This window comes from Streptomyces sp. NPDC046821, from assembly GCF_040645335.1.
In the GTDB taxonomy this organism is placed as follows: domain Bacteria; phylum Actinomycetota; class Actinomycetes; order Streptomycetales; family Streptomycetaceae; genus Streptomyces.
This window is the reverse complement of record NZ_JBEYYB010000004.1, coordinates 236,181-258,144: the sequence shown is the minus strand read 5'-3', so window position 1 is coordinate 258,144 and position 21,964 is coordinate 236,181. Positions and strand designations below refer to the sequence as shown.

Below are 21,964 nucleotides of genomic sequence, written 5' to 3'. Positions count from 1 at the left end.
ACGGCGGGCTCAGAGCGGTACGCGCAGCGCCCCGTCGATGATTTCGGCGGCCTCGGCCGTGCCCGCGCAGCCGCTGAGCACCAGGTGCTCGCGCACGGCCCGGAGCCTTTCGCGCAGCCGCTGGGACTCCATCCCCCGGGCCTGTTCGGCCATTTCGACGGCGATGGCGATCGCCTTCTCGGCGTTGCCCTGCCGCAGCTCGATCTGGCTGAGCATGGCCAGGCGGTGTACGCGGCCCCGGTCGTGCGCGGGGTTGTGCACGGCGGCGGCCGCGTGCTCCCGCGCCGAGGTGAGGTCACCGAGGCTCAACAGGGCTTCCGCCACCTGCACGTTGACGAGTCCGGGCTGCACGTAGCCCGTCTCGTCCGGTTCATGTCCCGGCCGGATGCGCTCGGCGGCCGACTCGGCACGCCGGATGCAGGACAGCGCGCTGCTGCCGTCGCCGAGATGTGCGTACGCCTTCGCCTGCATCGCATACAGATCCGAGGCGAGGGCGGGGGTGATGTGGCGGCCGGCGGCCCGCAGCGCGGCCTCCGCGAAGGCCACCGACTGGCGGTACTCGCGCATGTGGAGCGACTGGTTGACGAGCAGGGCGATGACGTACGCGCCGAGCCCCCGGTCCCCGCTCGCCTTGGCCAGGCGCAGGGCCTGGTGGAAGTAGCGCTGGGCGAGGCCGTGCGCGTCGGAGTCGTAGGCGCAGATCCCGGCGATGGCGACCAACCCGCCCGTGGCGCGGTGCAGTTGGCGGCCCGTCGCGTCGGTGTAGCTGCCGCGCAGCAGGGGCGCGGCCTCCGCGTTGAGGAAGCCGACGATGCGGGTGCGCGTCGCGATGCCGCCGGCCTTGCGGTACATCTGCTCGTAGTGCGTGCGGGCCGAGCGCATCATCTCCAGGTCGGCGGGGCTGACCCGGTGCCGGCCGCCGCGTGACACGTCGGTGTCCTCAGGCGGGTTCTCCCACTCCCATACGGGCATCACGGCCGGGGTGCCGGTGACGGCGGGGGCGCCGAGTATGTGGGGCCGCTGCTGCTCGTCCGAACGCCACAGGGCGGTGGCGCGCTCGACGAATCCGGAGAGGGTCTGGGCGTGCTGGCCGGCCGGTTCGCCGGGTACGCCGAGGCCGATGTCGTCGAGGGTGACGGGCCGGTGCAGGCGGGCGGCGAGAACCTCGCAGATCAGGTCGGGCACCTGGCCGCGCGGCCGCTGGCCCTTCAACCAGCGGGCCACGGCGGTGTGTTCGTAGCGCAGGGCGAGCCCGCGGGTACGGCCCTCCTGGTTCACGTGCGCGGCGAGGCCCGCGTGGGAGATTCCGGCCTCGTCGAGTATCGCGTCGAGCAAGGTGTTGGGCTGCATGGATGCCCTCCGGTGGCTCGGTGCCGTCAGCGTAGTGGAGCGGGGTTCACACGGGGTGTGAACCGAGTGCCCGAATACGGGTGTTGCGCACTCTTTTGTGGCGTGATGCATCTCGATTGACTGAACTGCCTCGTTGAGAGGCCCGCCGGGCCGCCGGCTCCCCCTCGTAAGTGCGGCGGCCCGCCTCGCGCCGTCCGGCCGGCCGCCTGACCGACGAAACTCCGTGGCCGGCGGACGGCGCGCCTCCGGGGTGGGAGCCCCGGGGTCAGGGCCACCGGCCGCGCCATCTACTTGGCGCCGCTGTGGACCCGGGGCTCCCCATATTGCACAGGCACCCTCGTCCGGTCGTTCCGGAGCACGAGCAGCGCGGCGTCGTCGGTGGGTAACCCGCCGGTGTGGCGCAGGAGTTGGGCGAACACGGCACGGATGACGGCCTTCGGGACGACCGGCTGCACGCGAACGGCCTCGGCGAGCGCCACCGCCAGCGGAAAGAACCGCCCCCGCCCGTCCCGCGCGTCCTCGATCCCGTCGGTGTGGAGCAGCAGCCCCTCCCCGGGCAGCAGCCGCCCGCACCGGACGACGGGCAGCTCGGCCGGCAGCGGGAACGGACCGAGCGGCGGCAGGGGTTCACCCCCTGCGACGAGTTCGGCGTACCCCCGCGCCACGGCCGCGGGCCCCGCCGCCTTGCCGCGCAGCAGATACGGCCACGGATGCCCGCAGTTGAGCGCGACCACCTCACCGTCCCGCCGGATCTCCAGGAGCAGTACGGTGACGAACTCCTCCGCCGACGGACTGGCGGGGTCCCCGCCGCCCGCCGAAGGATGCTCCTCGCGCGACCGCTCACGCAGATGCCGGCCCATGGCCCGCTCCAACCTCCGCATCACACAGGCCAGTTCGGCCTCGTCGTGCGCGGCCTCACGGAAGCTGCCGAGGACGGCGGCGACGGTCGCGAGGGCGGCGACCCCGTGCCCGCGCACGTCCCCCATGACGACGCGTACGCCGTGATCGGTGGCGACGACCTCGTACAGGTCACCGCCGACGGTGGCGCCCCGGTCGGCGGAGAGCTGTCCGGCGGCGAGGGCGAGCCCGTCGATGCGGGGAGGCAGCGGACGCAGCAGTACGTCCTGCGCGGCGCCGGCGATTCTGCGGAGCTGGTGCAGCTCGCGCAGGAACCCGCGCCGCACATGGAGGACGAGTCCGGTGCCGACGGCGAAGAAGACGGCGCTGGAGACGATGCGCGCGCCGAGCCCGGTCTGCTGGGCGAGAGGACAGGCAAGCTTGAAGGTGATCGCCACGGCGCCCCAGGCGGTGGGCAGCGCCAGATCCAACACGCGGCACACCCGAGGGCTACGGGGTCGGCAGGCCGTCCCGCGAAGGATACGAATCATGCCGACGGCCTCCCTAAGGCCCAGCTCAGCGCGTCAGGCCCGGCGGACCGGAATGATTCTGTCCACCCCCACCCCGAACAGCCCCAGATCGCCCACTGTACTCACCCAAACGAGTGAGGAACCCCAGCAAAACCCGCATTTATGCGCGCCGCCACAAGCGCCCCAAAGGGGCGCGAGGAACTGCGCGACAAGCCACGACCAAACCCGCAGCCGACATCGGGCCCCGAAAGGGGCGCGGGGAACTGCGCGACAAGCCCCCACCGAGCCCGCACCCATCCCCACACCCCCACCACCCCCAAAAAGGGGCGCGGGGAACTGCGCAAACCCCAGCCACAAAAAACCCGCAGCCAAAGCCCACACAGCTCCCCGCACAAACACAGGAACCGCCAACCGGCGAACCCCTACGCCCCCCGAAGCACCGCCCCAGTCCGCTCAGCGGCCAGCGAAACGGCCGAGTCACGAGCCGCAGACGCCTCATCCACAGTCAGCGTGCGATCCGCCGCACGGAACCGCAGCGCGTACGCAAGAGACTTACGCCCCTCACCCAGCTGCTCACCCGTGAACACATCGAACAGACGAAGAGACTCAAGAAGCTCCCCCGCCCCCTCACAAAGCGCCTTCTCCACCTCGGCGGCCGGCACGGACGAGTCAACGACAAGCGCGACATCCTGCGTGGCCACAGGGAACGTGGAGATCCGCGGCGCCTGAATCGCCCCGGTACCGGCCTGCTCCAGAAGGTCGAGGTCGACCTCCATCGCGCAGCTGCGCTCGGGCAGGTGCAGCGCCTTGATGACGCGCGGGTGCAGCTCACCGGCGTGGCCGACCAGCGTCTCCGTGCCGTCCACCACGACGGACAGCGCGGCGCACCGGCCCGGGTGCCACGGCGCGTGCTGGTCGTTCCGGACGATCAGCTCGACACCGGCCTCACGGGCGACGGTGCGGGCCGCCTCGACGGCGTCCGCCCAGTCGGCCGGACGGCCGTTGCCCCACCAGCCGGCCTGCTCACGGGCGCCCGTGAGGACGACCGCGGCGTGGCGCGGCTGACGCGGCAGCGCGGCGTCGAGCCCGGCGATCTCCTCGTCGGTGGGACGACGGTCGACGGGCAGGCGGACCGCCGGCTGCTCCTCGCCGGTCGGCCGGAAAACCAGGCCGGTCTCGAAGAGCGCCAGGTCGTGCGAGCCACGCCCGTCGTTGCGGCGCAGCGCCTCCAGGAGACCCGGCAGCAGCGTCGTGCGCAGCGCGGGCTCCTCGTCGGAGAGCGGGTTGACCAGCTTGACCGTGGTGCGGCGCGGGTCGTCCTTCTCGATGCCGAGCTTGCCGAGCGTCTCGTCGCTGATGAACGGGTAGTTCAGCGCCTCGACGTAACCGGCGCCCGCCAGGGCGCGGCCGGCACGGCGGTGCAGACGCTGGCGCTCGGTCAGACCGCGGCCGGCCGGAGGCCTCGGCAGCGTCGAGGGCAGGTTCTCGTAGCCCTCGAGCCGGATGACCTCTTCGGCCAGGTCGTTCGGGTCGGCGAGGTCGGGACGCCACGACGGCACGGTGACGTTCAGGTTGTCCTGGCCGTAGACGTCGCAGCCGACCTGCTGGAGGCGGCGCACCACGGTCTCGCGGCCGTAGGTGACGCCCGCGACCTTGTCGGGGTGGTCGGCCGGGATCGTGATGATGTGCGGCGCGTGGGGCGCGATGACCTCGGTGACGCCTTCCTCCGCGGTGCCGCCCGCGAGCAGCACGAGGAGGTCGACGACACGCTGGGCCGCGGCGGACGCGGCCATCGGGTCGACGCCGCGCTCGAAGCGCTTGGACGCCTCGGTGGACAGCTTGTGGCGGCGCGCGGTGCGGGCGATCGCGACGGGGTCGAAGTGCGCGGCCTCGATGACCACGTCGGAGGTGCCCGCCTCGGCGTCGTGGTCGGCGATCTCCGTGTCGGCGCCGCCCATGACACCGGCGAGGCCGATCGGGCCGCGGTCGTCGGTGATGACGAGGTCCTCGGCGTCGAGGACGCGCTTGGCGCCGTCGAGCGTCGTGATCTTCTCGCCCTGCTCGGCCCGGCGCACGCCGATCGTGCCCTGCACGAGGGAGCGGTCGTAGGCGTGCAGGGGCTGGCCGAGCTCCAGCATCACGTAGTTGGTGATGTCGACGGCCAGCGAGATCGGGCGCATCCCCGCCTTCTGCAGGCGGCGCTGGAGCCAGATCGGGGAGCGGGCCTCGGGGCTCAGGCCGGTGACGGTGCGCGCGGTGAAGCGGTCGCAGCCGGTCGGCTCGGAGATCTGCACGGGGTAGCCGTGCGCGTTCGGCGCGGGCACGTCGAGCAGCGCCGGGTCGCGCAGCGGGAGCCCGTACGCGATGGCGGTCTCGCGGGCGACGCCGCGGATGGACAGGCAGTCGCCGCGGTTCGCGGTGACGGCGATGTCGAGGACCTCGTCGACGAGCTCGAGGAGCGCGATCGCGTCGGTGCCGACCTCGTGCTCGGGCGGCAGCACGATGATGCCGCCGGAGCCGTCGTCGCCCATGCCCAGCTCGTCGCCGGAGCAGATCATGCCGTGCGACGTACGGCCGTACGTCTTGCGCGCGGCGATCGCGAAGTCGCCGGGCAGCACGGCGCCCGGCAGGACCACGACGACCTTGTCGCCGACGGCGAAGTTACGGGCGCCGCAGACGATCTCCTGCGGTTCGCCGGTGCCGTTGGCCTGGCCGACGTCGACGGTGCAGAAGCGGATGGGCTTCTTGAAGCCCTCCAGCTCCTCGATGGTCAGGACCTGACCGACGACGAGGGGGCCCTTGAGGCCGGCGCCGAGCTGCTCGACCGTCTCGACCTCGAGGCCGGTGGCGACGATCTTGGCCTGCAGGTCGCGGCCGGTCTCGGTGGCGGGGAGATCGACGTACTCCCGCAGCCAGGAAAGCGGGATACGCATCAGATCTCCATCCCGAACGGCCGGGTGAACCGGATGTCACCCTCGACCATGTCTCGCATGTCTTCGACGTTGTGGCGGAACATCAGCATCCGCTCGATGCCGAACCCGAAGGCGAATCCGCTGTACTTCTCCGGGTCCACGCCGGCCGCCCGCAGCACCTTGGGGTTGACCATGCCGCAGCCGCCGAGCTCGATCCAGCCCTCGGAGGAGCAGGTACGGCACGGCCGGTCCGGGTTGCCGACGGACTCGCCGCGGCACACGTAGCAAACCATGTCCATCTCGGCGGACGGCTCGGTGAACGGGAAGAAGTTGGGGCGCAGGCGGGTCTTCATGCCCTCGCCGAAGAGCGCCTGGACCATGTGGTCGAGGGTGCCCTTGAGGTCCGACATGGTCAGGCCCTCGTCGACGGCGAGCAGCTCGACCTGCATGAACACCGGGGTGTGCGTGGCGTCCAGCTCGTCGGAGCGGTACACGCGGCCCGGGCAGATCACGTAGACCGGCGGCTCACGGTCGAGCATCGACCGGATCTGCACGGGGGACGTGTGGGTGCGCAGGACTACGTTCGACTCCGCCTCGCGGCCCTTGGGGCCCTGGACGAAGAACGTGTCCTGCATACCGCGCGCCGGGTGGTCGGGGCCGATGTTCAGGGCGTCGAAGTTGAACCACTCCGCCTCGGCCTCGGGGCCCTCGGCGACCTCGTAGCCCATGGCCACGAAGACGTCCTCGATGCGCTCCGAGAGCGTGGTCAGGGGGTGGCGGGCGCCGGCCGGCGTCCGGTCGTGGGGCAGCGTGACGTCCACGGCCTCCTCGACCAGGACGCGCGCGTCGCGCTCGGCCTCGAGCTCGCTCTGGCGGGCGGCGAGCGCCTTGCTGACCGCGCCGCGGGCCATGCCGACGCGCTTGCCGGCCTCGGCCTTGGCCTGCGGGGGCAGGGCGCCGATCTCGCGGTTGGCGAGCGAGAGCGGGGAGGTGCCGCCGGTGTGGGCGACCTTGGCCTCCTGGAGCGCGCCGAGGGAGTCCGCGGCGGCGAAGGCGGCGAGCGCCTCGTCCCGCATCCGCTCGATCTCTTCCGGTTTCAAGGCCTCGACCTCAACAGGGTCGTACGACTTATTCGGTGCCGACATCTCTTCCCGTGCTTCCGGTTGGTTTGGCGGATGGTCCCCGTCCACGACTCGGAGACGATTCGTCTCTGGTACAGGGACGCAAAGTGCCAAAGACCGAGTCTAACGGGGGTGGGGTGTGCCGATGCGCCCGTGGGGGCAGCTCGCTCAAGCGTTCAGATACGCCGGGGCTCCCACGGGCAACGTAAATCGGAACTGGGCGCCGCCGCGGGGGGCGCGGCCGACCGTGATCGTTCCGCCGTGGGCCTCGACGATGCCTTTGACGATGTACAGGCCGAGTCCGGTGCCGCCGCGCTTGCTGCCCCGCCAGAAGCGGGTGAAGACGCGGTTCATGGACTCCTCCGGGATGCCGGGGCCCTCGTCGCTCACGGTGACCGACGTGCCGGCGTACTCCCGCTCGCGGGGTGATGCCGAGGGCATGACCTCGATGGTGACCGTTCCCTCGCCGTGGCGCACGGCATTTTCCAGGAGGTTGCTGAGCACCTGGTCGATCTTGTCGGGGTCGGCCCAGAGGTCGGGCAGCGGCTGCTCGACGCGGACGAGGAAGCGGTCGGCGGCCTGGCCGGAGGCGACGTGGGCCTGGATGTGGCGGCTGACGGCGGCGCCGATGTCGACGGGCTGACGGCGCACTTCGAGGCGGCCCGAGTCGATACGGGAGATGTCGAGGAGTTCGGCGATGAGGCGCGTGACCCGGTTCGCGTCGGCGTCGACGGTCTCCAGCATCAGTTTCTTCTGGTCGTCGGTGAAGCGCTCCCACTTGGCGAGCAGTGTCGCGGTGAAGCCCTTCACGGAGGTGAGGGGCGAGCGCAGCTCGTGGGCGACGGTCGCGATCAGTTCGGCGTGGCTGCGCTCGGTGCGGCGGCGGGCCTCGGTGTCCCGCAGCGTGACGACGAGGCGGCGGACGGGGCCGGTGGGCACCTCTCGCACGTACCGGGCGGAGACGAGGACTTCGCGGGCGCCGGGCAGCAGCAGATTGCGCTCGGGCTGGCCGACGCGGGTGGCGAGGCCGCCGTACGGATCGGTGAGCTGCCACCAGCGGCGGCCCTCCAGGTCCTCTAACGGGAGCACGCTCTCCAGCGGGGCGCCGATCGCTTCGGCGGCGGGGACGGAGGTGATGCGCACCGCCGCCGCGTTGAAGCAGATGACATGTCCGCTCTCGTCGGCGACGACGAGTCCGTCGGGCAGGTCGTCGGGGTGGATCCCCAGGTCAGCGACGTCGGCGAGGGCGTCCGGGTCGGGGCCGCACCGGGCCGCGGGGCGGCGCAGGGAGTCTGGTGCCCCCGGTGCTCTGCTGGTGCCGACGCTCATATCCCCGTATCCCGCCTCTCGGAACGACGCGGTGGCCTCCGAGTTCGCCACCCTACTAGCTGGGGGTGACGGAGCGGCACCCTCCGGGGGCGCGCTGTGCGCGCGCGGAGGCGTACAGGCAGACGGCGGCCGCCGTGGCGAGGTTGAGGCTCTCGGCCTTGCCGTGGATCGGGACGCGTACGACGGCGTCGGCGAGTGCGCGGGTCTCCTCCGGGAGTCCCCAGGCCTCGTTGCCGAAGATCCAGGCGGTGGGGGTGCCCATGGTGCCGCGGTCGAGCTCGGTGTCGAGGTCGTCCTCCCCCGCCCCGTCGGCGGCGAGGATCCGCACGCCCGCGTCCTTGAGCCCCTGCACGGCCCGCTCCACGGGTACGCCGACGGCGACCGGCAGGTGGAACAGCGAACCGACGGACGCCCGCACGGACTTCGGGTTGTAGAGGTCGACGGAGGCGTCGGTCAGGACGACGGCGTCGGCTCCGGCGGCGTCGGCGCAGCGCAGAACGGTGCCGGCGTTCCCGGGGTCACGCACGTGGGCGAGCACGGCGACGAGCTTGGGGCGTGCGGCGAGGATCGTGTCGAAGGGGGTGTCCAGGAAGCGGCAGACCCCGACGAGGCCCTGCGGGGTGACGGTCGTCGAGATGTCGGCGATGACGTCCTCGTCGGCGAGGTGCACCTTGGCACCGGCGGTGCGCGCCTCCGCGACGATGTCGGCGTAGCGCTCGGCGGCGTCGGGGGTGGCGAACAGCTCGACGAGGGTGTCGGAGTGCGCGGCGGCCTCCCGTACGGCCTGCGGCCCCTCGGCCAGGAAGAGCCGCTCCTTCCCCCGGAAGTTCCGCCGGGCCAGCCGCCGTGCGGCACTGACACGAGACGACTTGGGAGAGATCAACTCAGGGCCGACGGCCATTACTCACCTTCGTGGGGGCGGGTTCGAAAAGGGGGCGGGGGGTGCGCCCCGTAAGGGGCGCGGGGAACTGCGCGACCAGCCCCCGACGACGCGCGGACGACTGACGGCAGCCGGACGGGACGCAATCGGACCCGCAAACCAAATGGCTTGCGGGTCCGATACATCCAGCTAAAAGCGGAGCGTCACGCAGCCTTGGGCGCGTTGACGTCAGCCGGAAGCGCCTTCTGCGCAACCTCGACCAGCGCGGCGAACGCGTTGGCGTCGTTGACGGCCAGCTCGGCGAGGATCTTGCGGTCCACCTCGATGTTGGCGGCCTTCAGACCCTGGATGAGGCGGTTGTACGTCATGCCGTTCTGGCGGGCAGCGGCGTTGATGCGCTGGATCCACAGCTGACGGAAGTCGCCCTTGCGCTTCTTGCGGTCGTTGTAGTTGTAGACCAGGGAGTGGGTGACCTGCTCCTTGGCCTTGCGGTACAGACGCGAACGCTGACCGCGGTAACCGCTGGCGGCCTCGAGGATCGCCCGACGCTTCTTGTGCGCGTTCACTGCGCGCTTGACGCGTGCCACTAGTTAACTCCTTGTAGCGGGGCCGTGGTTGGACTCACACGGCCCGAATTCGATTGGGTCCCGGTGCGAGCTCTGGCGCGCTGTCGCGCGCCGGAACTCACTTGCCGAGAAGCTTCTTGATCTTCTTGGCGTCGCCCGGGGCCAGCTCGACCGTGCCGGTGAGGCGGCGCGTCACGCGGGACGACTTGTGCTCGAGCAGGTGGCGCTTGCCGGCGCGCTCACGGAGCACCTTGCCGGAGCCGGTGATCTTGAAGCGCTTGCTGGCACCGCTGTGCGTCTTGTTCTTCGGCATAGCGCCGTTCTCTCCTCGTCAGTGGCGCTCCCTGCCGGCCCGGGGGTGCGGACCGGCATACGGAACGTCCAGATGTATCGGTTGGCATCCGGTCCGTACGGGCTGTACGTGACCGGATCAGGCCTCGGCGGAAGCCTCGGCCGGAGCCTCGTCGGCAGGGGCCTCGTCGGTCGCCTCGGCCGGGGCCTCGGACTCCGACTCGGCGGCGTCGTCGCTGGCCCGCTGCGTGCGGCCGTGCGTCGGCAGGGCCGCCTGCTCGGCCTTGCGGGCCTCCTGGGCCTCGCGGGCCTCGGCCATGGCCTCGGTCTTCTTCTTGTGCGGACCGAGAACCATGATCATGTTTCGGCCGTCCTGCTTCGGGTTCGACTCGATGAACCCGAGGTCCTCGACGTCCGAAGCGAGACGCTGGAGCAGTCGGTAGCCGAGCTCCGGCCGGGACTGCTCGCGACCACGGAACATGATCGTGATCTTGACCTTGTCGCCCTGCTTGAGGAACCGGACGACGTGACCCTTCTTGGTGTCATAGTCGTGCGGGTCGATCTTCGGCCGGAGCTTCATCTCCTTGATGACCGTGTGCGCCTGGTTCTTGCGCGCCTCACGGGCCTTCATGGCCGACTCGTACTTGAACTTGCCGTAGTCCATGAGCTTGCAGACGGGCGGACGGGCGTTCGCCGCCACCTCGACGAGGTCGAGGTCGTACTCCTGAGCAAGCTCAAGGGCCTTGGCAAGCGGAACAATCCCGACCTGCTCGCCGCTGGGACCGACAAGTCGCACTTCGGGAACGCGAATCCGGTCGTTGATGCGGGGCTCGGCGCTGATGGATCCTCCTCGGTAGCACCACACGACGGTCTGGCGGACCGCCGCGTAACGTCTGTTTCGTAAGCACCAACCGCGCCGGCGCATGAAAAATGCCCCGGACGGTACACAGGCGGGGCTCCAAGGAATACCGGAACACCGCCGCGTGACCGCGGGGCGCACATCGGACGGCTCCATCGTCCGTACGGAACGATGGGGACCGTCTGACCGGTGACCCGCCGCCCCTAGGAGCGGTCAGGTGGGAGATCGGAGCCTCCACTTGTGGGCCGGTCACTCAAGCGAGTGCATGGGTGTCCGGCCGGTCGTTACACAAGGTTAGCAGCTCCCGGGGGGTGGGCCCAACCGGGTACGCGGGCCGCTTATCGTGTGAGGCATGAATGACGCCACCCCCGCCGCCGAAAACACCGACTACGACGCCCTGGCCCGGGACATCGCCGAGGTCCCCGCCGTCGAGGTGATCGTGACGGTCGCGGTCAACCTGATGAGCGCCGCCGCCGTGAAGCTGGGCCTCACCGAGGAGGGCGACGCCCATAAGGATCTCGACGAGGCGCGCAAGCTCGTGCACGCGCTTGCCGGGCTGCTTGACGCTAGCGCTACCGAGATCAGCTCGTTCCACGCAGCTCCGCTGCGGGATGGGCTGAAGTCGTTGCAGCTTGCGTTCCGCGAGGCGTCCTTTGTGCCGGACGAGCCGGGGCAGGGGCCTGGTGAGAAGTACACGGGCGCCGTTTATGGCTAGGTGGTGCCCGTGACGATCGGTCCGTTTGGGCTGGTCGCGCAGTTCCCCGCGCCCCTTCGGGGGCGCACATTTAAGGGAGCGCACGTTTAAGAGAGAGCGCTCTTTTACTTTTAGGGGCGTACGTACAAGGGCTCGCCGGGTGGCGTGGTTTCGGGTGGCAGTAGTGCCAGGTCGAGGCCTCGTACCAGGCGGGCCCTCAGTGTTTCGTCGGCGGCGATTCGTTCGGCCACCGCGCGGGCGGTTTCGGCTGTGTCGGTGGCCGGGTCGATGACCAGGGCCAGGATGCCGTCCGCGTTGCCCGGGCCGAGGTGGGCGCGGAGCACTCCGGGTTCGGCGGCGACGGCGGCGCGGACGGCCTCCGTGACGGCCGGGTCGGCGAGCGGTTCGGCGCTGGTGCGGCCCTCGGCGGCCGCGCGCAGGGCCGCGCCGGTGAGTTCGTAGGCGACGGGGCCCGCGAGGTCGATGACCACGGTGTCGGCCTTCTCGTGGGCGGCGGCCTCCAGTGCCTGGCGCAGGGGGACCGCGACGGGGCGGGCCGCCTTGTCCCAGCGGGCCAGGGACTCGATGGAGGTGAACGCGGGCAGGGCCTTGCGGTCGCCCGCCGTCAGCGTGGGGACGGCCATGTCGCTGGTCTTCTCGCGGCGGAGCCCGTTCTCGTCCTCCTCCACCTCGCCGAGCACGGCGACCATGGGGACGAGGAGCCGTGCTTCCTTGAGGGCCTCGAGGACGGGGCCGTGTGCCGTGCGGTCCTCGGCCCAGGCCGCGAGGGCCGCGCTCAGCCGCGGGTCCGCGCTGCCGTCGTCGTCGGGGAAGCCGGGGTCGGGAATGTTCTTGTTCGCCACGTCCACCGACCTTACCGACCCGGTGGCCTGGCGCTCGGGGCGGGCGGGGCGCAGACTCGCGGGCGTGAATCGTGACGACGCGCTGACGGAGGTGCTGGCACCCCTGCTGCCGGCTCTTCCCGGCGGCGGCGCGCGGTGCGCCGTGGCGGTGGGTGCGCTCGACGGGGCGGCGGAGGATGCCGCATACGACGGGGCGTCGGCGTATGCCACCGCCAGCATCGTCAAGGTCGATGTCCTCGTGGCGCTGCTGCTGCGGGCGCAGGAGGCCGGGCGGGCGCTGACCTCTGAGGAACGTGCGTACGCGGTGGCGATGATCGAGGACAGTGACAACGCTTCCGCGACGGCTCTGTGGGAGGCGGTCGGCGGTGCGGAGGGGCTGGGCGCGGCGAACGTGGCGCTCGGGCTGACCGGGACGGTCGCGGGTGCGGGCGGGCTCTGGGGGCTGACGCGGACGACGGCCCGGGATCAACTGGCGCTGCTGCGGGTCGTGTTCGACCCCCGGCATTCCGGCCTGAGCAGGGCGTCGCGTGCGTATGTCGCTTCGCTGATGGGGCGGACTGCGGCTGACCAGCGGTGGGGTGTGTCCGCGGCGGCGGATACGGGCGACGGGTGCGCGCTGAAGAACGGGTGGCTGCCGACCGGCCCGGAGGGGTTGTGGGTCATCAACAGCGTGGGCCGTGTGACCGTACGCGGGAAGGCGTGTCTCGTCGCCGTGCTCTCCGACGGCAACGCGACCATGGAGGCCGGGGTGGCGCTGGTGGAGCGTGTCGCGAAGGCGGCGGTCGGTGTGCTCTGCGGCTGAGCCGGGTCAGTGGTGGGAGCGGCGGCCGCGCCACAGGTATCCGGCGGCCACGAGGAGCACCACGCCGAGGCCGCCCGCGAGGGGGCCCACCCAGCCGGTGGCCGCGGCGTCGGCCGTGTCGGGGCCGGGGCCGAAGTACCGCTTCCGGTAGGACGCGGCTTGCAGGCCCTCGGGCTTGAGGTCGTCGCCCGCGCGGATCGCGGCGGCCGGGTCGACGAAGCCGAAGCCGAGCGAGTCGTCGCGGCCGCCCGCGGGCGTGTCCCGGGCGGTGTCCTCCAGGAGCTGCTTTATCTGCGCCGGAGTGAGGCCGGGGTGCGCCGCGCGGACCAGGGCGACGGCGCCGGAGACGAACGCGGATGCGGCGCTGGTGCCCCAGCCCGAGTAGTACGTGCGGTCGGGGTCGGCGATCGCGATGGCGTTGCCGGGGGCGCTGACGGTGGCGTACCAGCGGCGGGTGGAGAACGGGGCCCGGTGGAGGTAGCGGTCGACGGCGGTGGCCGTGATCACGCCGGGGTACGCGGCCGGGTACGAGACGTGGTCGCCCTTCTTGCCGCCGTTGCCGGCCGAGGCGACGACGACGGAGCCCTTCTTGAGGGCGTACTGGACCGCGGCGTCCTCGGAGGGTTCCGGGTGGGCGGTCGCGGAGTCGTCGCCGAGGGAGAGGTTGATGACGTCGGCGCCGTGGTCGGCGGCCCAGCGGATGCCTTCGGCGAGTGCGTTGCCCCGGGTGGACCGGGCCTGTTTGCGGGCCGGGTCGCCGTCCTCCAGGATCACGCGAACGGGCAGGATCTTCGCCTCGGGCGCGATGCCGAGTACGCCGTCGCCGCCGCCCGCACCGTGGCCGTGCCCGGCGATGATCCCGGCCATCGCGGTGCCGTGCCGGGCCCAGGAGCGGTCGCCGCGCTTGGCGCCCATGCCGACGAAGTCCTTGGCGGGCAGGACGTTGCCCTTGAGGTCGGGGTGGGAGTCGTCGACTCCGGTGTCGAGGACGGCGACGGTGACGCCCTTGCCCTTGGTCGTACGCCAGGCCTGTTCCGTGTGCATGGCGTCGAGGCCCCACTGCTGGGCGCGTACGGAGTCGGCGTAGGCCGTGGTCGAGGGGAGCAGCGCGAGGGCCGTGGCGGCCGTGAGGGCGGTGGCGGCGGTGCGCCAGGCGGCGGCCGGGCGGGTCATGACGGTTCCTCGGTGGCTCGCGCGACGGTGGCGCGCAGGCGGCGTTCGATCCGGTCGGCGACGCCCTGTGCCTCGTAGCCGAGGCCGGCCTGCGCGGGCGCGGTGACGCTGGTGGACTTCATGGCCTCGGCGGCGGGCTGCGGGTCGGTCACCTTACGGCCGTCCGCGAAGCCGGAGACCGCGTAGGCGACGACGGGCGCGTCGGTGAGGACGGCGATGGACCAGGAGGCCCGCTGCGCGTCGCCGAACCCTTCGGCGACGGTGCCCTTGGCCGCGTACGGGCGGGGCATGAGGTCGGTCCTGCGGTCGAGGCCGTCCTCGGTGAACCGGGTGCGCAGCGCGTTCATCGCGTCGGCGTCCGCCTTGGTGAACAGCAGGCCGACGGTGGTGACATGGCTGCGGGTGGCGTCGGTGTAGGTGGCGCGCAGGAGGCGCAGGCAGCCGGCCTGCCGGAGCGCACGGTGCAGCAGCGGGTCGAAGGCGTTCTCGCAGGTGCTGTCGGGGGCGACGGCGATACGCGTCCAGGTGCGGTCGGCTCCGCCGGGTCCGGCGCCGGTGCCCTTGATGACGGGCGGGAAGAGCTGGTCGACGGGGGCGCTGTGCCAGAGGGTTCCGGCGGTGGTGTACGCGCTGGGCGCACCGATGCCGGGGCTGTCCCCGGTCAGCCAACTCCCGGTCGCCGCACCGCCGATGAGCCCGAGGCCGAGCACGGCACACGCGGCGGCCACGGCGACGCGGGGCCGGATACGGGCACCGATGGGACGCAGGCGGGTGGTGCTGTCGTCGTACGAGGCGGGCCTCGGAAAAAACACGAAGGGCCGTCCGGCGCCGGGCCCGGGGGTGAGGTCTACGGAGCCGATGGGACGCCGGGTGCCTCCGGCGGGCGGGGGTCCGGCGGGGGGCGTGGGAGGGGTGGCCGGCCGGGGTACGGCGGAGTGGTTGGCGGGCGGCCGGGGGGCGGTGGGGTGTTGGGCGGGGGGCGTGGCGATGGGGCGGGCGGGGGTGGCCGCCTGGTGAGGCGGGGTGGTCCCCTGGGAGGGCGTGGCCGGGGTTGCCGACGCACCGCCGGGCGGGGGCTGGTGAGCCGGGGGCGCCGCCGGCGAGGGCGTGGCCGGGCGGCCCGGCGACGTACCCGGTGGGGGTTGGTGTGCCGGAGCGGCTGCCGGTGAAGGCGCGGCCGGGCGGCCTGGGGCGCCTGCCGCGGGCGGCTGCGTCTGGCGGGCGGGGGTGCCGGCCGCGGGCGGCTGCGCCGGACGGCCCGGAGCGGCTTCGCCGGTTCCGTCCGCCGCGGAGTTCCTGATCGGGCGCAGCCGAGCCGTGGTCTCCGTCGGGCGCTCGGGCGGCATGGGGCCGGGGGACGCGGCGGACGACGGGCGGCCGGAAGGCGCAACCGGCGGCACGGGCCCCGGGGACGCGACGGACGACGGGCGGCCGGAAGGCGCGGTCGGCGACATGGAGCCGGAAGGCGCGGCCGGTGGCATCGGGCCCGCAGGCGTGGCCTGCGGAGGAACGTTCGCCGGGCGCAGCGGCCTCGCCGCCTCGTGGCGCACCGGCACCGGACCCGTAGCCCCCGCCGACCCCGGAACGTTCGTCACCGTCCCCGGCGCAGCCACAGGTCGCGCAGGCGACGCCGGAACGTTCGCCACCGGACCGGGCGCAGCGGGAGCCGCAGGCGGTGCGTCCGGGAAGCGGGCCGAGGCCGGAGGCGGCGGAGGCGTCTGGCCCGGAGCCGGTATCGGCGAATGGGAGCCGGAGGCGGACGCGGGCAAGTCGTCCTGGCGCGTGGGTGGCTGGGAGGGGCGTGGGGGGATCGAGGCGCGGCGCGCTTGCGTGGTCATGCCTCCCCGTCCCCCGTCCCGTACTCGTCCTGCGCGCGTCACTCTACGGGCTGACAGCGCCCCGCAGGGAACCCGGAGCGCTGGTCAGGACGATCTGCCCGGATCCTCCCCCTACCCCGCGGTAATCGCGTCTGGCAGGCTTCGGGCATGACACCGCGCGCAGCCGACAGAGCCCGCTACGACCGGGCCACCGCACACCTCGACGCACCGGTCGCGATCGTCGATCTGGACGCTTTCGACGCCAACGCGGACGACTTGGTGAGGCGGGCGGCCGGCAAGCCGATCCGGGTCGCGAGCAAGTCGGTGCGCTGCCGGGCGCTGCTCGAACGGGTCCTGGCCCGCCCGGGCTTCGCCGGGATCATGTCGTTCACGCTCGCCGAGTCCCTGTGGCTGGCCCGGTCCGGTTTCGAGGACGTCCTGCTGGCGTACCCGTCGACGGACCGCGCCGGTTTCGCCGAGCTGGCGCACGACCCGAAGCTCGCGGCCGCCGTCACGGTGATGGTGGACGACCCGGCGCAGCTGCGGCTCGTCGACGACGCGCGGGACGGCGGGCAGGAGGAGATCCGGGTCTGCCTGGAACTGGACACGTCGTGGCAGGTGCTGGGCGGCCGGGTACGGGTCGGCGCGCGCCGCTCCCCGCTGCACTCCCCCGCCCAAGTCGCCGACATGGCAAGGGCGGTGGCCCGTCGGCCGGGGTTCAGACTGGTGGGCGTGATGGCGTACGAAGGGCATGTCGCGGGCGTCGGCGACTCGATCGCGGGGCGGCCGGTGCGGTCGCGGGCGATCCGGCTGATGCAGGCCGCGGCCCGTAAGGAACTGGCCGTCCGCAGGGCCGAAGTGGTGCGCGCCGTACGGACGGTGGTGCCGGACCTGGAGTTCGTGAACGGCGGTGGCACGGGCAGCGTGCAGCACACCGCGGCCGAGCGCGCGGTGACCGAGATCGCGGCGGGGTCGGGGCTCTACGTGCCGCGCCTCTTCGACAACTACACGTCGTTCACGGGCCGTCCCGCCGCCCTGTTCGCCCACCCCGTGGTGCGCCGGCCGGGCGTCGGCGTGGTGACCGTCCTCGGCGGCGGGTACCCGGCGTCGGGCGTCGCCGGCCCCGACCGGCTGCCGGTGCCGTACCTCCCGGAGGGCCTGCGTTACGACCCGCAGGAGGGACCCGGCGAGGTGCAGACCCCGCTGCTCGGGGCGCCCGCCGACGACCTGCTGATCGGCGACAAGGTGTGGTTCCGGCACGCGAAGGCCGGCGAGCTGTGTGAACGGTTCGACGTGCTGCGCCTGGTGGAGGGCGACAAGGTGACGGCGAGCGTGCCGACGTACCGGGGCGAGGGCTACACGTTCCTCTGACCGCTGAAGTCTGAGCCGCGCTAGGGGGTGGCTGTCGGGCCGATGCTGCTGCCGACACCGCCTCCGGACGTGCTGTCGCCGACCGCCCTGATGCTCTTGACGATGCGGTCCATGTCGGAGAGCGGTGGCGCGTCCTTGCCGGCGTCGACGGTGATGCGGACGGCCACCAGGGCCTCGGAGCCGACGCTGGAGGGGAAGACCACGGACTCGACGTAACCGCCGGGTCCCTTCGCCGTCTTTACCTTCCAGCGGACGAGGTAGCCCGCGCGGCCCGCGACGGCGGTCTGGCGGGCGGCGACCTGCTGGTGCGACACGATGCCGCCGTAGTGCTGCGTGTCGGTCCCGTTCTTGTCGTACGAGGCGTTCGCCGCGTCCTTGATGTCCTTCTTGGCGATGGCTTCGGGGGAGGTCTCGTCGGTTCCGGTGACGGTGCGGGAGACGACGGTGCCGTGCCGGCACACGCCCCAGTCGCCGGGGCAGTCGTAGGTGCCGGTGGTGGTGATCAGCGTGTCGTCGTCGACGACGTTCTCGGCCTTCTGCCAGCCGTCGATGACGGGGAGCGTGATGCCGTTGAGCTGGTCGACGGCGGTGTTCGCGTCCTCGGTGGGGCTGGGTGAGGCGGTGCTCTCCGCGGCGGTGGGGGCAGTCGGCGTCGAGGCGCTGGTCGTTGGGCCGGTACGGGACTGCGGGTCGCTGTCACTGCCGAGCAGGACGACGGCGCCGGTGGCGATGGCCGCGACGAGCACGATCGCGGCGCCGCCGAGGACGACGGCCCTGGTCCGGCCGCCCGTGGCCACAGGTCCTACGGGCGATGCGGGAGGCGGCCCGAAGCCCGGCACCCCCTGCGCGGCCGGAGCGTCCTGCGGCTGCCGCCGGTGTTCGGTCCATGCGGCCCCGTCCCACCAGCGTTCGGCGGGCGGGGCCGTCGGGTCCGGGTACCAGCCCGGCGGGGGTGTCATGCTCACCCCGGCACTCTAGGTCGTGCGGCGGACGTCAGTGCGCGGTGTCCGTCTTGTCGCTCACGACGGAGCCGTCCTCGCGCAGGAGCGGGCCGAATCCGCCTTCGGGCTTGTTGTAGGCGGCGGTGGAGCAGGGGTAGGTGCCGGGCTTCTGGGGCAGCGGCTCGATGAACATGGGGTTCACGACCCAGCGTCCGTCGGCGTTGTCGTAGGCGCGGCACATCACCTCGTTCTTGTTGCGGTTGAGCACGAGGTGCGCGCCGGTGGCGTCGCCGACGAAGGTGACGTCGGTGTCGGCGTCACCGCCGCCGAGGGCGATGCGGTGGCCGGGGTCCTGCCGGTCCCAGGCCCCGGCGCCCTTGATCCCGTAGATGTCCTGGTTGATCCAGCAGCGCTTGCCGTCGATGTACGGGATGGCCTCGCCCTGGGTGCGGCCGGTGCCGCCGCAGCCCTCGTTGTACGTCGTGATGCGGCCCCGGCTGTCGAGGACGGAGCGGATGGCGATGGTGTGGGCGCGGTCGATGCCGACGCCGCGTGACCACACCTCGGTGACGGGCTCGGACCCGGCCGACACGATGTAGACGTCGAAGCCGGCCTTCTGGAGCGTGCGGATGAGGTCGCGCTGCTGCTCGTAGTAGCGGACGTAGCCGGGGACGGTGTGGGTGCCCAGGGTCTGGGTGGCGCCGACGGGGGCGCGGAGGGCCTCGCGGCGTGCCTGAGCGGCGTACGACTCCAGTTCGGGGACGGTGTGTCCGGCGAAGAGCTGGGGGACCCAGGCGTACTGGGGGACGGTGCGGCGGTGGTTCCACTCGCCGGCGAAGGCGGCGGCGCCGCTCATCGTCTTTCCCGACTCGCGGATGTTGAAGATCTCGTCGGTGCAGTCGGTGTCGGTGGAGGTGGGCAGGGGTGCGCCCACGGGGACGTCGGTGCCGCAGGCCGTGGTGAGGGCCTTGTCCGCGTCGTCGGTCAGCCACTTGCTGGTCTGCTTCCAGCTCGCGGGCCTGAGGATCTTGTCGTGCTTGAGCGACCAGGCGATGGTCGCGTCGGTGACGTCGTTCTTGGAGACGGTGTTGTCCCAGTCGAACGCGGCGACGGGGCGCGGGCCCTTGATGCCTCCGCAGGTCCCGCGTTCGTCGATCATGCGCTGGAGTCGCGCCCGGTTCTCCCCGTACCAGGGCAGCTTCGCCGACAGCTGCGGGCAGCCGTGGGAAGCGTTGGAAGCGGACGGTGCGGACGTGGCGGCGGCCGCAGGAGAGTTCAGGGTGGCGGCCGCCATGAGTGCGGCGGCCGCTACCGAAGTCCACGCGGCAACATGGTTGTTACGCATGTGAGGGGACCGTACCCGAACGTGCCGGGCCTGTTGAGGGTGCGCACATCGTGTCGCGCGGCGCCGGTCTACAGGGGCGTGACGTACGCGCCGGAGATACCGCCGTCGACCAGGAAGTCCGTGGCGTTGACGAACGAGGAGTCGTCGCTGGCGAGGAAGGCCACGGCGGCGGCGATCTCGTCGGCCTCCGCGAAACGGCCCACCGGGATGTGCACGAGGCGGCGGGCGGCGCGCTCCGGGTCCTTCGCGAACAGCTCTTGCAGGAGTGGGGTGTTGACCGGCCCCGGGCACAGGGCGTTGACCCGGATCCCCTCTCGCGCGAACTGCACGCCCAGCTCGCGCGACATGGCGAGGACGCCGCCCTTGGACGCGGTGTACGAGATCTGCGAGGTGGCCGCGCCCATGCGGGCCACGAACGAGGCGGTGTTGATGATGGAGCCCTTGCCCCGCTGCCGCATGTAGGGGATGGCGGCCTTGCAGCACAGGTAGACGGAGGTGAGGTTGACCTCCTGGACGCGCTTCCAGGCCTCCAGGCCCGTCTCCAGGATGGAGTCGTCGTCGGGGGGCGAGATCCCGGCGTTGTTGAACGCGATGTCGACCGAGCCGTAGGTGTCGTACGCCGTCTTGAACAGGGCCTCGACCTGTTCGGCGTCGGTGACATCGACCTGGACGAAGGTGCCGCCTACGTCCTCGGCGGCCTTCTTGCCGGCGGCCTCGTCGATGTCGCCGCACACGACGTTGGCGCCCTCGGAGGCGAGGCGGCGGGCGGTGGCGAGTCCGATGCCGCTGCCGGCCCCGGTGATGACGGCGGTGCGGCCGACGAGGCGGCGGCAGATGTTCGTGTCGGTCATGACTGGCTCAGGCCTCCGTGCTTTCCGTACTTTCCGTACTGATGAAGACGTTCTTGGTCTCGGTGAACGCGGTGAGGGCGTCGGGGCCGAGTTCGCGGCCTACGCCGGACTGCTTGTAGCCGCCGAACGGGGTGGAGTAGCGGACGCTGGAGTGGGAGTTGACCGACAGGTTCCCGGCGCGCACGGCGCCCGCGACGCGCAGGGCGCGGCCCACGTCGCGGGTCCACAGGGAGCCGGAGAGGCCGTATTCGGTGGCGTTGGCGAGGCGCACGGCGTCGGCCTCGTCGTCGAAGGGCAGCACGACGGCGACGGGTCCGAAGACCTCCTCCGTGGCGGCCGGCGCGTCGGGGGCCACGTCCGTGAGGACGGTCGGCGGGAACCAGAATCCGTCGCCCTCGGGTGCGCTGCCCCTGATGGCCTGCGCGCCCCCGTCGACGTAGGACCGCACGCGCTCCAGCTGGGTCTTGGAGATGAGCGGGCCCATCTGGGTCTTCTCGTCGGAGGGGTCACCGACGACGACGGACTCGACGGCCGGGGCGAGCAGGGCCAGGAAGCGGTCGTAGACGGAGCGCTGGACGAGGATGCGGGTGCGGGCGCAGCAGTCCTGGCCCGCGTTGTCGAGGAACGACATGGGGGCGGAGGCTGCGGCCGCTTCGAGGTCGGCGTCGGCGAAGACGATGTTCGGGCTCTTGCCGCCGAGTTCGAGCGTCACGCGTTTGACCTGGTCGGCGCACTGGGCTGCGATCAGTTTGCCGATGCGGGTGGAGCCGGTGAACACGATCTTGGCGACGCCGGGGTGCTCGACGAGGGCGGTGCCGGTGACGTCGCCCGCGCCCGGGAGGACCTGGAAGAGATACTCGGGAAGGCCTGCTTCCAGGGCGAGTTCGGCCAGACGCAGGGCGGTGAGCGGGGTCGTCTCGGCGGGCTTGAGGATGACGGCGTTGCCGGCGGCGAGCGCGGGGGCGGTGCCCCAGGCCGCGATGGGCATCGGGAAGTTCCAGGGCGCGATGACGCCGACGACGCCGAGGGGTTCGAGGATCGTGATGTCGAGACCGCCGGCGACCGGGATCTGGCGGCCGGTCAGGCGTTCCACTCCCCCGGCCGAGTAGTCGAGCAGGTCGCGGACGTTGCCGGCCTCCCAGCGGGCGTTGCCGAGCGTGTGTCCGGCCTCGCGAACCTCCAACCGGGCGAGTTCTTCGTTGTGTTCGTCGACCACGGCGGCGAAGCGGCGCAGCAGCCGGGCCCGGTCGGCGGGGGCGGCCGCGGCCCAGGTGCGCTGCGCGCGATGAGCGCGCTCGACGGCGAGGTCGACCTGGTCGCGGTGGGTCCCGTGGATCGTGGCGATGACTTCTTCGGTCGCCGGGTTGAGGATGTCGTGCACGTCGAGCCTTTCGTCCTACGTGGAGTTGCCCGGCCTCCAGGGCCTGTCTTT

At 72.1% G+C, this 21,964-nt stretch carries 19 protein-coding genes; 3 read left to right on the top strand and 16 right to left on the bottom strand.

Features of this window, described 5'->3' with window-relative positions; translation table 11 throughout:
- Positions 1-9: 9 nt before the first annotated feature.
- From ABZ893_RS09890 to infC, 9 genes are all read right to left on the bottom strand, one after another.
- Positions 10-1,350 (bottom strand): transcriptional regulator, encoded by a 1,341-nt coding sequence (locus ABZ893_RS09890; protein ID WP_361399619.1) that lies wholly within the window; start codon positions 1,348-1,350, stop codon positions 10-12.
- A gap of 287 nt (positions 1,351-1,637) precedes the next feature.
- Positions 1,638-2,672, bottom strand: a complete 1,035-nt coding sequence (locus tag ABZ893_RS09885) for a PP2C family protein-serine/threonine phosphatase (protein WP_361400194.1) — start codon at positions 2,670-2,672, stop codon at positions 1,638-1,640.
- A gap of 467 nt (positions 2,673-3,139) precedes the next feature.
- Entirely contained in the window at positions 3,140-5,650 is a 2,511-nt protein-coding gene (gene pheT / locus ABZ893_RS09880) for a phenylalanine--tRNA ligase subunit beta (RefSeq protein WP_361399617.1), read from the bottom strand.
- Positions 5,650-6,774 (bottom strand): phenylalanine--tRNA ligase subunit alpha, encoded by a 1,125-nt coding sequence (gene pheS / locus ABZ893_RS09875; RefSeq protein WP_361399615.1) that lies wholly within the window; start codon positions 6,772-6,774, stop codon positions 5,650-5,652. The genes pheT and pheS overlap by 1 nt, the downstream gene beginning before the upstream one ends.
- A 144-nt stretch (positions 6,775-6,918) precedes the next feature.
- On the bottom strand, positions 6,919-8,079 hold the full coding sequence (locus ABZ893_RS09870; RefSeq protein WP_361399613.1) for an ATP-binding protein: 1,161 nt from the start codon (positions 8,077-8,079) through the stop codon (positions 6,919-6,921).
- 55 nt (positions 8,080-8,134) lie between these two features.
- A complete protein-coding gene (locus ABZ893_RS09865) occupies positions 8,135-8,980 on the bottom strand; it encodes an RNA methyltransferase (RefSeq protein WP_361399611.1) in 846 nt (281 codons plus the stop codon).
- 182 nt (positions 8,981-9,162) lie between these two features.
- Complete coding sequence (rplT, locus tag ABZ893_RS09860; protein WP_037628363.1) at positions 9,163-9,546, bottom strand: 50S ribosomal protein L20; 384 nt, start codon at positions 9,544-9,546, stop codon at positions 9,163-9,165.
- A gap of 97 nt (positions 9,547-9,643) precedes the next feature.
- Complete coding sequence (gene rpmI, locus ABZ893_RS09855) at positions 9,644-9,838, bottom strand: 50S ribosomal protein L35 (protein WP_100597076.1); 195 nt, start codon at positions 9,836-9,838, stop codon at positions 9,644-9,646.
- 117 nt (positions 9,839-9,955) lie between these two features.
- Entirely contained in the window at positions 9,956-10,681 is a 726-nt protein-coding gene (gene infC, locus ABZ893_RS09850; protein ID WP_361399608.1) for a translation initiation factor IF-3, read from the bottom strand.
- A 346-nt stretch (positions 10,682-11,027) separates the two neighbouring features.
- Here infC and ABZ893_RS09845 point away from each other — a divergent pair, with 346 nt between their 5' ends.
- Entirely contained in the window at positions 11,028-11,390 is a 363-nt protein-coding gene (locus ABZ893_RS09845; protein WP_361399606.1) for a DUF1844 domain-containing protein, read from the top strand.
- 110 nt (positions 11,391-11,500) lie between these two features.
- On the opposite strand, the gene ABZ893_RS09840 is transcribed toward ABZ893_RS09845, so the two are convergent.
- The gene (locus ABZ893_RS09840; protein WP_361399603.1) at positions 11,501-12,232 is read right to left on the bottom strand and encodes an SseB family protein; all 732 of its coding nucleotides are present in this window, start codon (positions 12,230-12,232) and stop codon (positions 11,501-11,503) included.
- A 103-nt stretch (positions 12,233-12,335) separates the two neighbouring features.
- Between ABZ893_RS09840 and ABZ893_RS09835 the strand changes: the two genes are divergently transcribed.
- Complete coding sequence (locus ABZ893_RS09835; RefSeq protein WP_361400192.1) at positions 12,336-13,034, top strand: serine hydrolase; 699 nt, start codon at positions 12,336-12,338, stop codon at positions 13,032-13,034.
- Between the two features lie 6 nt (positions 13,035-13,040).
- On the opposite strand, the gene mycP is transcribed toward ABZ893_RS09835, so the two are convergent.
- Together mycP and ABZ893_RS09825 are read right to left on the bottom strand one after the other, a co-directional pair.
- Positions 13,041-14,207: a type VII secretion-associated serine protease mycosin gene (gene mycP, locus ABZ893_RS09830; RefSeq protein ID WP_361399600.1), complete on the bottom strand. Its 1,167-nt coding sequence runs from the start codon at positions 14,205-14,207 to the stop codon at positions 13,041-13,043.
- Positions 14,204-15,019: a hypothetical protein gene (locus ABZ893_RS09825; protein ID WP_361399597.1), complete on the bottom strand. Its 816-nt coding sequence runs from the start codon at positions 15,017-15,019 to the stop codon at positions 14,204-14,206. The genes mycP and ABZ893_RS09825 overlap by 4 nt, the downstream gene beginning before the upstream one ends.
- A gap of 1,173 nt (positions 15,020-16,192) precedes the next feature.
- Between ABZ893_RS09825 and ABZ893_RS09820 the strand changes: the two genes are divergently transcribed.
- The gene (locus ABZ893_RS09820) at positions 16,193-17,395 is read left to right on the top strand and encodes an amino acid deaminase/aldolase (protein WP_361399594.1); all 1,203 of its coding nucleotides are present in this window, start codon (positions 16,193-16,195) and stop codon (positions 17,393-17,395) included.
- A 20-nt stretch (positions 17,396-17,415) separates the two neighbouring features.
- On the opposite strand, the gene ABZ893_RS09815 is transcribed toward ABZ893_RS09820, so the two are convergent.
- The 4 genes from ABZ893_RS09815 to ABZ893_RS09800 all read right to left on the bottom strand — a co-directional run bounded on the left by ABZ893_RS09815 (position 17,416) and on the right by ABZ893_RS09800 (position 21,913).
- Complete coding sequence (locus ABZ893_RS09815) at positions 17,416-18,354, bottom strand: DUF2510 domain-containing protein (RefSeq protein ID WP_361400189.1); 939 nt, start codon at positions 18,352-18,354, stop codon at positions 17,416-17,418.
- A gap of 34 nt (positions 18,355-18,388) precedes the next feature.
- Positions 18,389-19,681 carry a haloacid dehalogenase-like hydrolase gene (locus ABZ893_RS09810; protein WP_361399591.1) on the bottom strand — a complete coding sequence of 431 codons (1,293 nt, stop codon included), beginning with the start codon at positions 19,679-19,681 and terminating at the stop codon, positions 18,389-18,391.
- Between the two features lie 68 nt (positions 19,682-19,749).
- The gene (locus ABZ893_RS09805; protein WP_361399588.1) at positions 19,750-20,532 is read right to left on the bottom strand and encodes a 3-oxoacyl-ACP reductase; all 783 of its coding nucleotides are present in this window, start codon (positions 20,530-20,532) and stop codon (positions 19,750-19,752) included.
- Positions 20,533-20,539: 7 nt separating this feature from the next.
- Positions 20,540-21,913, bottom strand: coding sequence for an aldehyde dehydrogenase family protein (locus tag ABZ893_RS09800; RefSeq protein WP_361399585.1), 1,374 nt, complete (start codon positions 21,911-21,913; stop codon positions 20,540-20,542).
- Positions 21,914-21,964 lie beyond the last annotated feature (51 nt).

What these genes read in the sequence shown, in the direction of transcription:
- ABZ893_RS09870 (WP_361399613.1), bottom strand. Translation starts at nt 8,079, where the DNA reads ATGAGCGTCGGCACCAGCAGAGCACCGGGGGCACCAGACTCCCTGCGC.
- ABZ893_RS09815 (WP_361400189.1), bottom strand. Translation starts at nt 18,354, where the DNA reads ATGACACCCCCGCCGGGCTGGTACCCGGACCCGACGGCCCCGCCCGCC.
- ABZ893_RS09805 (WP_361399588.1), bottom strand. Translation starts at nt 20,532, where the DNA reads ATGACCGACACGAACATCTGCCGCCGCCTCGTCGGCCGCACCGCCGTC.
- rpmI (WP_100597076.1), bottom strand. Translation starts at nt 9,838, where the DNA reads ATGCCGAAGAACAAGACGCACAGCGGTGCCAGCAAGCGCTTCAAGATC.
- mycP (WP_361399600.1), bottom strand. Translation starts at nt 14,207, where the DNA reads ATGACCCGCCCGGCCGCCGCCTGGCGCACCGCCGCCACCGCCCTCACG.
- pheT (WP_361399617.1), bottom strand. Translation starts at nt 5,650, where the DNA reads ATGCGTATCCCGCTTTCCTGGCTGCGGGAGTACGTCGATCTCCCCGCC.
- ABZ893_RS09820 (WP_361399594.1), top strand. Translation starts at nt 16,193, where the DNA reads ATGACACCGCGCGCAGCCGACAGAGCCCGCTACGACCGGGCCACCGCA.
- ABZ893_RS09865 (WP_361399611.1), bottom strand. Translation starts at nt 8,980, where the DNA reads ATGGCCGTCGGCCCTGAGTTGATCTCTCCCAAGTCGTCTCGTGTCAGT.
- pheS (WP_361399615.1), bottom strand. Translation starts at nt 6,774, where the DNA reads ATGTCGGCACCGAATAAGTCGTACGACCCTGTTGAGGTCGAGGCCTTG.
- ABZ893_RS09810 (WP_361399591.1), bottom strand. Translation starts at nt 19,681, where the DNA reads ATGCGTAACAACCATGTTGCCGCGTGGACTTCGGTAGCGGCCGCCGCA.
- ABZ893_RS09890 (WP_361399619.1), bottom strand. Translation starts at nt 1,350, where the DNA reads ATGCAGCCCAACACCTTGCTCGACGCGATACTCGACGAGGCCGGAATC.
- ABZ893_RS09845 (WP_361399606.1), top strand. Translation starts at nt 11,028, where the DNA reads ATGAATGACGCCACCCCCGCCGCCGAAAACACCGACTACGACGCCCTG.